5 protein-coding genes and 2 rRNA genes (1 of these 7 running past the window's edge) are annotated in these 9,246 nt (G+C 56.9%); 1 reads left to right on the forward strand and 6 read right to left on the reverse strand.

Translation table 11 applies throughout. The annotated features are described in order from the left end of the window. Window positions 1-30: 30 nt before the first annotated feature. From AB4N74_RS16375 to AB4N74_RS16390, 4 genes are all read right to left on the reverse strand, one after another. A complete protein-coding gene (locus AB4N74_RS16375; protein ID WP_460091949.1) occupies window positions 31-1,410 on the reverse strand; it encodes an MFS transporter in 1,380 nt (459 codons plus the stop codon). Between the two features lie 69 nt (window positions 1,411-1,479). Next, window positions 1,480-2,721, reverse strand: a complete 1,242-nt coding sequence (locus tag AB4N74_RS16380; RefSeq protein ID WP_460101158.1) for a glutamine synthetase family protein — start codon at window positions 2,719-2,721, stop codon at window positions 1,480-1,482. A 200-nt stretch (window positions 2,722-2,921) separates the two neighbouring features. Then, a complete protein-coding gene (locus AB4N74_RS16385) occupies window positions 2,922-3,614 on the reverse strand; it encodes a sensor histidine kinase (protein ID WP_093442086.1) in 693 nt (230 codons plus the stop codon). Beyond that, on the reverse strand, window positions 3,611-5,215 hold the full coding sequence (locus AB4N74_RS16390; RefSeq protein WP_093442081.1) for a tetratricopeptide repeat-containing response regulator: 1,605 nt from the start codon (window positions 5,213-5,215) through the stop codon (window positions 3,611-3,613). The genes AB4N74_RS16385 and AB4N74_RS16390 overlap by 4 nt, the downstream gene beginning before the upstream one ends. Before the next feature lie 210 nt (window positions 5,216-5,425). Here AB4N74_RS16390 and AB4N74_RS16395 point away from each other — a divergent pair, with 210 nt between their 5' ends. Then, complete coding sequence (locus AB4N74_RS16395) at window positions 5,426-6,775, forward strand: lysozyme inhibitor LprI family protein (RefSeq protein ID WP_460091952.1); 1,350 nt, start codon at window positions 5,426-5,428, stop codon at window positions 6,773-6,775. A 220-nt stretch (window positions 6,776-6,995) separates the two neighbouring features. Here the strand turns inward: AB4N74_RS16395 and rrf are convergent. Then, window positions 6,996-7,111, reverse strand: a 5S ribosomal RNA gene (gene rrf / locus AB4N74_RS16400). 152 nt (window positions 7,112-7,263) lie between these two features. Beyond that, window positions 7,264-9,246 (reverse strand): 23S ribosomal RNA (locus tag AB4N74_RS16405) (it continues 911 nt past the right edge of the window).

Genomic DNA, 9,246 nt, shown 5'->3' on the forward strand with positions numbered 1-9,246 from the left:
CTTTTTTTATGCGCGGTGTTTTTGTTCAGCTCAGGGTCTGCCGCCACTGAGATCAGGCGCGGGTTTATCGGTATCCGGTTCGACTTCTGCCGCAGGCTCTGACTGAGTATCAGCTTCAGGCTCGGGACTTGCCGGCGCCTGCACAGGGTCTTGCACCATCTGCTCCTGCACCACCTGCTCGTCTACCCGAGGATCAAGGGCCGCCACCAGCGGTGAGCTGGACATGCTGTCCGGCATGGCCACGTGATGCAGCGGCGCGTCGTCGACCTGATGCAGATTGGTCACCGCTTTCGGCCGGATCCGCCACACCAGCACCAACGCGAAGAAGCTGAAGAACGCATACAGGCTCTGGCTGCCAAACAGCTTCATCAACACGCCCGCAAGCAACGGCCCGATGCTCGCGCCGACACCATAAGTCACCAGGAGCATCGCCGTCAGCGACACGCGGCGATCACCTTCCACATGGTCATTGGAGAATGCCACCGCCAGTGGGTACAGACAGAACTGCACCAGTGAACACAGGAAACCAACCCCGAACAACACCTCCAGCGGAACCTGCGGCAGCACGGCCAACGGCAACGCCGCCACCGCCAGAAACCCGGCAAAGCAGCGAATCAACAGCGCCCGGTCATAACGATCGGACAACCAGCCCAACGGCCACTGCACCAGTAAACCGGCAAAGATGCAGCTACCCATGAACAGACCAACCTGCTCGGTCGATAGCCCTTGTTGCGAGGCGTACAGCGGTGCCAGACCGTAAAACGAGCCGATGATCAAACCGGCACCCAGCACCGTACTCAACGACTGCGGTACGCGCTTGATAAAGAAGCGTGGCTCCATCGGCGCCGGATGCAGTGGCGCCGGGTGAATCCGCCGCGTCAATGCCACGGGCACCAGACACAGGGCGAAACACAGCGCGACCAGCATCAGCAGTTCCAGCCCCAGGCCCGGGTGCATGACCAGAATCAGTTGGCCGAGGACCAGGCCCAGGTACGAAGCGATCATGTAGCCGCTGAACACTAGGCCACGCTGATTGGCGTCCGCCTGTTCGTTGAGCCAGCTCTCGATCACCATGTACTGGCACATCATGCCCAGACCGACGATGGTCCGCAGCACCAGCCACGCCGGCAGCCAATCGACCAGACCGTGGCCAAGCACCGCCGCCCCAACGATCCCGGCACAGGCCGAATAAGCACGGATGTGCCCGACCCGGGCAATCAGTCGGTGACCGATCTTGCCGCCCAGCACCAGACCAAAATAGTTGGCCGCCATCAGCGCGCCGACCCAGAGGCCGTCGACATTGTCAGCGGCCAGACGCAATGCCAGATAAGTGGATAGAAGGCCCGAGCCGATCAACATCATCAGCGAGGCGAAATACAGTGCTCGAAAGGATTTCCAGATTTGGCGCATCGGCGTTCCGAGCGGCTCCTTGCAGTAAATATCGGGCTACCAGAACGATAGCCCGATGGCGGCGGTACGTCAGGCCTGGGCTGCTAGAACACGTCGTTCCCAGGGAGTGATTTCATCAAAGAAGCTGGTCAACTCCATGGTCTTCGAAGCGATGTAGCCTTCGATGAACTCCGGTCCGAACAGTTCCCTTGCCAATTGGCTACGTTTCAGACGTTCGAGCGCGGCGTGCAAGGTACACGGCAGCGCAAGATTGTCCGGCACCGCGAACTCGCCCTGAATCGCTTCGCTCGGTTCCAGCTCATTCTCGATCCCGTGCAAACCGGCAGCCAGACTGGCGGCGATCGCCAGATACGGATTCGCATCGGCGCCCGGCAAACGGTTTTCCACCCGACGGGCAACCGGCGAGCTGGCCGGAATTCGCAGGCCGGCCGCCCGGTTGTCGTGCGACCAGCAGGCGTTGTTCGGTGATGCGTACGGATGGCACAGGCGCTGATAGGAATTCACATTAGGTGCAAACAGTGCGGTGAAATCAGCCATGCCCGCCTGCTGGCCACCGATGAAGTGACGGAACATCGCGGTCGGCTCACCGTGCGCATCACTGAAGACATTCTTGCCGCTAGCGGTCTCGACGATGCTCTGATGAATGTGCATCGAACTGCCTGGCGTGTGTGCCAGCGGCTTGGCCATGCACACCACAGTCAAGCCGTGCTTGAGCGCGACTTCCTTGAGCAGGTGCTTGAACAGGAACGTCTGATCGGCCAGCAGCAGTGGATCACCGTGCAGCAGATTGATCTCGAACTGGCTGACGCCCATCTCGTGCATGAAAGTATCGCGCGGCAGACCGAGTGCCGCCATGCACTTATAGACTTCGTTGAAGAACGGCCGCAGACCGTTATTGGAACTGACGCTGAACGCCGATTGGCCATCCTCGCGACGCCCGTCAAGGCCTACTGGCGGACGGAACGGCTGGGTCGGATCGGTATTCGGCGCGAAGACAAAGAATTCCAGCTCGGTCGCCACCACCGGCGCCAGGCCGCGCGCGGCATAACGGGCAATGACTTTCTTGAGCTGACCGCGAGTCGACAGGTTGGAGCTTTCGCCGCTCAACTCATCGGCATCGCAAATCGCCAGGGCACGCGGGTCGTCACTCCATGGCAATCGATGGATCTGGGTCGGGTCGGTAATCAGGGCGAGATCGCCGTCGTCGCTGCCGTAAAACCGTGCTGCCGGGTAACCGCCCATGATGCATTGCAACAGCACGCCACGGGCCAGTTGCAGACGCCGCCCTTCGAGGAAACCCTCAGCGGTCATCACTTTGCCGCGCGGCACGCCATTCAGATCCGGCGTAACACATTCAATCTCATCAATGCCGGTCAATCGCTGCGCGAGTGAACCCTGGCCATCGGTTGTCATGACGCAATCCTTGTTATTGTGCGAGCCGCGAACGGCGACCCGTACAAAATAGGCTCCGGCTGTTCGGAATATCAAGCAGCGTCAAACAAAAACCTGTGTCACGGCAGATAAAGGCTGAACACCCCGCCGCCAAGCGGTCCGCCGTTGCGGATTTCGGTGCGCCCTTCGACACCATTGCGCTGATGCAGCGCCGCGATACGATTGGCGAAATACAAACCGAGCCCGGTGCTGCCACTGCTGTGATTGATGCCCTGTACATAATCGGCCTGGCGCTCGAGCATCTCGGCCGGATAACCGTCGCCGTCGTCGTTGATACTCAGCACCAGTTGCCCAGCCTCGTCACTGACGGTGATCAGCAGCGATTCGCGGGCGTAACGAATGGCGTTATTGATGCAGTTGCCCAGCACCGAGGCAATCAGCTCACGGTCGAAGAAACCCAACGGACTCAGCGGATCGACTTCATAGGTGGCGATGATCCCGCGACTGGCAAACACTTCCTGATGCGCCGCCAGTTGCGCCTCGATAAAGTCATCGAGTTCGTGATACGCCGGTTGCAGCGGCATCTGGTTGACGCCGAGCTTGTACAGCCCGAGCAGTTGCACCAGCATGCCGTTGAGATGGGCAAACTCGAAGTCGATCACACCCTGCTCCGCGCCTAGCCGTTGCGCCTCAGGCAACCGCGCCAGCCATTGGCTGTGGGCCTGCATGAGCATGGCCAGCGAGTTCTTCATGTCGTGGACGGTGGAGGCGATCACCGTAGAAAAATCCAGAGCTTGCTCGTCGTGGTTCATTCGCCAAACGCCTTGCTTTTCAGCTTCTGATAACGCGCAAAACGCGCGTCGGTGTCGGGCATCAGGCCAACCATTTTCAGGCAGGCCCGACATTCTTCCAGTTCCGCCGACGGCACACTGGTGTCGGTGCCGTGGAGCAGCGACTGGGCCATGTTCAGCGCGATACTGATGTTCTTCGGTTGCATCTTCAGCGCCTTGCGGAACACCTCACGGGCCTCCACCAGATTGCCGGTCTTGTACACGCGCACGCCCTGACGGTTGAGGTCAGCAGCGGCGTTGCTGGAACTGAGGATAGTCGGGTCATCAGTGAGCTTGGCGATGTCTTTCATTACTGCCGGATCGTCACCGTAGATCTCTGCGCAGCTCTTGAGCATCGAGGTGCCCGCCTCGGCCTGTCCGAGCATCTGCAATTGCTTGGCGACCAACAGCGCAGCTTCCGGACTCATGAACTGTTCCATGCCGTCGAGGCGCATCAGCGCTTGCTCGGTGAGCTTGTCAGCGGTCTCGGCATCGTTGAGCAGCAGGCTGGTGGCTTTCATCAGACGCGCGCGAATCTGCAGGCCGGGGTCGCTCGGGTTTTCTTTGGCCACCGCACTGAGCGTGGTGTTGATCTCCAGGCGTGTGCGCGTGTCGAGCCCGCGCTCACTGCCTTTGCTGATCAGCGCGTGAGCCAGGCCGAGATTACTTTCCGGATCCTTGAAGCGCGACTGCGCGCCTTGCGCTACGGCCTGACGATAGGCGCGGGACGCGGTGTCGAAGTCTTCGTTGGCCATCGCCAGTTTGCCCAGCAACGCCTGCCGACGCACCGCCAAGGGAGACAGGCGAATCGCCTCCTCCAGCACCCGTTGCGCACCTTTGCTATCGCCTTCGGCGACCAGTACATCGGCCATGCCGTCGTACAGCGCCGGCATCATCGGGAACACCTTCAGGGCCTTTTCATAAACGCCCTTGGCTTGCGCCACTTGGCCACGCTTGAACAGCAATTTGCCAAGTCCGGCAAATGCCCATGGCAACGGCCGGTCAGCAATGATGCTGTCATAGAGTCGTTCCAGCGCTTCGTTCTGATTCATCTCGCGCAGCGCATCGGCGCGATAACGCAGGCACAGCGGTGAATAGCGAATGTCCTGCTTGCACAGGGCGATGCAGGCGTTAAGCACCTCGACCGGTTTGCCGCGATCGAGGGCTTGTAGAATCGGTTTGAGCAACGTCTTGCGCTGTTCCAGACGCTCCAGGCGTTGGGCCAGGCCGGAGCGGTTGAACGGCTTGGTCAGGTACGCATCCGGTTCGTGCTCCAGAGCACTGAGCACCATCGCCTGACTGGTCTCGGCCGTCACCATGACAAACACCGCTTCATGGCTGATAAGCTTTTCCGACATCAGATCTTCGAGCACCTGCTGGCCGTTCTTCTTGCCATCGCCGAGATGGAAATCCTGCAGGATGAAATCGTAGGACTTCTGCGCGCACATCTTCAGCGCCTGCTCACCGGTGTCGGCCGTGTCGACGTCCTTGACCCCGAGCTCACGCAGCATCGAACGCACGGAACTGCGGAAATCCGAGAAATCATCGACGATCAGAAAACTTTTTTGGTGATACGACAGCATCGAAGATTTCCAGGCAATTGAAGTTAGGACAATTTCAGGCGCGCAGATGATAGCTGGCGGCAAAATGCTATCAAGCGATTTCGCGCCACTTTTAAGTCACCGAATGGGTTATCGGCCAGAAGTGCGGTTCCCTGAAGCCAGTGCTTCAAGATTCCTCTGCGAGCATTTACCCTGCGCGCCAGGACAACTTCCCACTACAAGGCTTACATCGTGGACATCAAAGGACGCTACATCGTGTCCGCCTGCGCTCTGCTGTTTGTTCAGCAGGCAATGGCGGCTGGAATGGATTGCACAAAAGCGGCGAATGCCGTCGAAAACACTGTTTGCGCGAACAAGTCGCTGTATGAACTGGATGCGCAAATGGGGGTGGTTTATCGGGATTTATTCAAGGTTTCTGCTCCCGCACAACCTGAGCTCAGGCGCACTCAACGACTGTGGCTGAAAGCCCGCAACGAATGCGCCGAAGACATTTCGTGCCTGGATCAGCACTATCGCGAGCGCCTGCAAGTGCTGCTGGCACAGTGGCAGGCAGCCGTTGCCTATCAACCGGATGACCTCGATGAACAGGCGCTGGACGACCTGCAAAAGAGCATTCAAGCCGCCAGTAAAGATGATCCCGAATTTGCGCTGGACCGAGCACTCGCCGCGCTCGCCGTGAAAACAACTGCCGGCGGTTTTCACGGCGATGCCAGTGAAGAGGATTCGTCGATAACGCACTTTCCGACTGCACAACCCAAAGGCGTTACTGCAAATGAATGGCGAGCCTTGACCGCTTCGCGGATCACTGACGCTGCCGAAACCGGCCTGACCTCTTACACTTTGCAGGATCTGGATGGCGACGGGCAGCGCGATCTGATTGTGAATACCTACGCCGGGGGCACAGGTCTGTTCACCTATGTGGAAACCTGGCGTCGCGACGGAGAACGGTTCGTCAAACGCTCTGTTGAGCCCGAAAGTTCGCTGTTCTACACCAACGATCGCGGTGCCAATCAGTCGGTAGACTGGATAAACCTGCGTGGCAAAACTTACGCGGCTTATCGAAACAGCGAGTACGGCGTTGATCGGATCTACTTGCTCAACCCGCTGCAAATCAACGTCCAGGTGCCTACGGTGACGATCCGTTATCACTACGACCTCAACGTGCCCGTTCTTCAACACAAAGATGACGGCAACAGCACGTTTGAACTCGAACCCGATCTGCACCGAGCGCTCAATCTGGCAGTGGCGAAAGTAAATGAAACCGCTGCTATCCCTTCAAAAGAACCGCTCTGCCCTATTCCGGCTACAGGCGCTGGTGAAAACGATTACTACAGCTTTGGCCCGGCGCATTACAGCATTGAAAAAGTAGCCGACCTGCCAGTCTTCATTGGCAATGATTGTTACATCGGCGCCTTGATCGACTGGTTCGGCAGTTACAGCGAAAAGAATGGTTTGTTCGCGCAACTGGCATTGCGTAAACCGGACAGCGATGACGGCAGCCGCACATACGAAGTCTACGGTCGCCGACACATAACCGAAGTCAGTACCTCAATGGGTAAAATTGAGCTGAACGAGGGTTAACCGCGTATCCAGTCTGATGTTGAAGATCAATGATGCAGTCGCGGCACGTTGTGGCAATTCGTCGGCTGACGGTAAAACAAAAGCCCCGTCGCAATTTCGATTGCGACGGGGCTTTTGTATTTGAACTTGATAGTCTTCCCGAACTTTTTATCCCTGATAAACTTTCCTGCGGGCAAAACAAAACCCCAACTGCTTTCGCAATTGGGGTTTCGGAATTTAATCTTGACGATGACCTACTCTCACATGGGGAAACCCCACACTACCATCGGCGATGCATCGTTTCACTGCTGAGTTCGGGATGGGATCAGGTGGTTCCAACGCTCTATGGTCGTCAAGAAATTCGGGTACTGACTCGTGACCTTGTGGTCTCGCTTCAGCAAATTGGGTATGTGACAGCTTTCGGCGTTTTGTGAACATCGAACTTTCGGTTCGTTTCGTCTTCACACACCGCAATCTGGTCTCTTCGACGCAAATTGCTTGGGTGTTATATGGTCAAGCCTCACGGGCAATTAGTATTGGTTAGCTCAACGCCTCACAGCGCTTACACACCCAACCTATCAACGTCGTAGTCTTCGACGGCCCTTCAGGGAACTCAAGGTTCCAGTGAGATCTCATCTTGAGGCAAGTTTCCCGCTTAGATGCTTTCAGCGGTTATCTTTCCCGAACATAGCTACCCGGCAATGCCACTGGCGTGACAACCGGAACACCAGAGGTTCGTCCACTCCGGTCCTCTCGTACTAGGAGCAGCCCCTCTCAAATCTCAAACGTCCACGGCAGATAGGGACCGAACTGTCTCACGACGTTCTAAACCCAGCTCGCGTACCACTTTAAATGGCGAACAGCCATACCCTTGGGACCGGCTTCAGCCCCAGGATGTGATGAGCCGACATCGAGGTGCCAAACACCGCCGTCGATATGAACTCTTGGGCGGTATCAGCCTGTTATCCCCGGAGTACCTTTTATCCGTTGAGCGATGGCCCTTCCATACAGAACCACCGGATCACTAAGACCTACTTTCGTACCTGCTCGACGTGTCTGTCTCGCAGTCAAGCGCGCTTTTGCCTTTATACTCTACGACCGATTTCCGACCGGTCTGAGCGCACCTTCGTACTCCTCCGTTACTCTTTAGGAGGAGACCGCCCCAGTCAAACTACCCACCATACACTGTCCTCGATCCGGATAACGGACCTGAGTTAGAACCTCAAAGTTGCCAGGGTGGTATTTCAAGGATGGCTCCACGCGAACTGGCGTCCACGCTTCAAAGCCTCCCACCTATCCTACACAAGCAAATTCAAAGTCCAGTGCAAAGCTATAGTAAAGGTTCACGGGGTCTTTCCGTCTAGCCGCGGATACACTGCATCTTCACAGCGATTTCAATTTCACTGAGTCTCGGGTGGAGACAGCGCCGCCATCGTTACGCCATTCGTGCAGGTCGGAACTTACCCGACAAGGAATTTCGCTACCTTAGGACCGTTATAGTTACGGCCGCCGTTTACCGGGGCTTCGATCAAGAGCTTCGCGTTAGCTAACCCCATCAATTAACCTTCCGGCACCGGGCAGGCGTCACACCCTATACGTCCACTTTCGTGTTTGCAGAGTGCTGTGTTTTTAATAAACAGTCGCAGCGGCCTGGTATCTTCGACCGGCATGAGCTTACGGAGCAAGTCCTTCACCCTCACCGGCGCACCTTCTCCCGAAGTTACGGTGCCATTTTGCCTAGTTCCTTCACCCGAGTTCTCTCAAGCGCCTTGGTATTCTCTACCCAACCACCTGTGTCGGTTTGGGGTACGGTTCCTGGTTACCTGAAGCTTAGAAGCTTTTCTTGGAAGCATGGCATCAACCACTTCGTGTTCTAAAAGAACACTCGTCATCAGCTCTCGGCCTTAAGATCCCGGATTTACCTAAGATCTCAGCCTACCACCTTAAACTTGGACAACCAACGCCAAGCTGGCCTAGCCTTCTCCGTCCCTCCATCGCAATAACCAGAAGTACAGGAATATTAACCTGTTTTCCATCGACTACGCTTTTCAGCCTCGCCTTAGGGACCGACTAACCCTGCGTCGATTAACGTTGCGCAGGAAACCTTGGTCTTTCGGCGTGGGTGTTTTTCACACCCATTGTCGTTACTCATGTCAGCATTCGCACTTCTGATACCTCCAGCAAGCTTCTCAACTCACCTTCACAGGCTTACAGAACGCTCCTCTACCGCATCACCCGAAGGTGATACCCGTAGCTTCGGTGTATGGTTTGAGCCCCGTTACATCTTCCGCGCAGGCCGACTCGACTAGTGAGCTATTACGCTTTCTTTAAAGGGTGGCTGCTTCTAAGCCAACCTCCTAGCTGTCTAAGCCTTCCCACATCGTTTCCCACTTAACCATAACTTTGGGACCTTAGCTGACGGTCTGGGTTGTTTCCCTTTTCACGACGGACGTTAGCACCCGCCGTGTGTCTCCCATGCTCGGCACTTGTAG

The sequence above is a fragment of the Pseudomonas sp. H3_C08 genome (assembly GCF_054669455.1).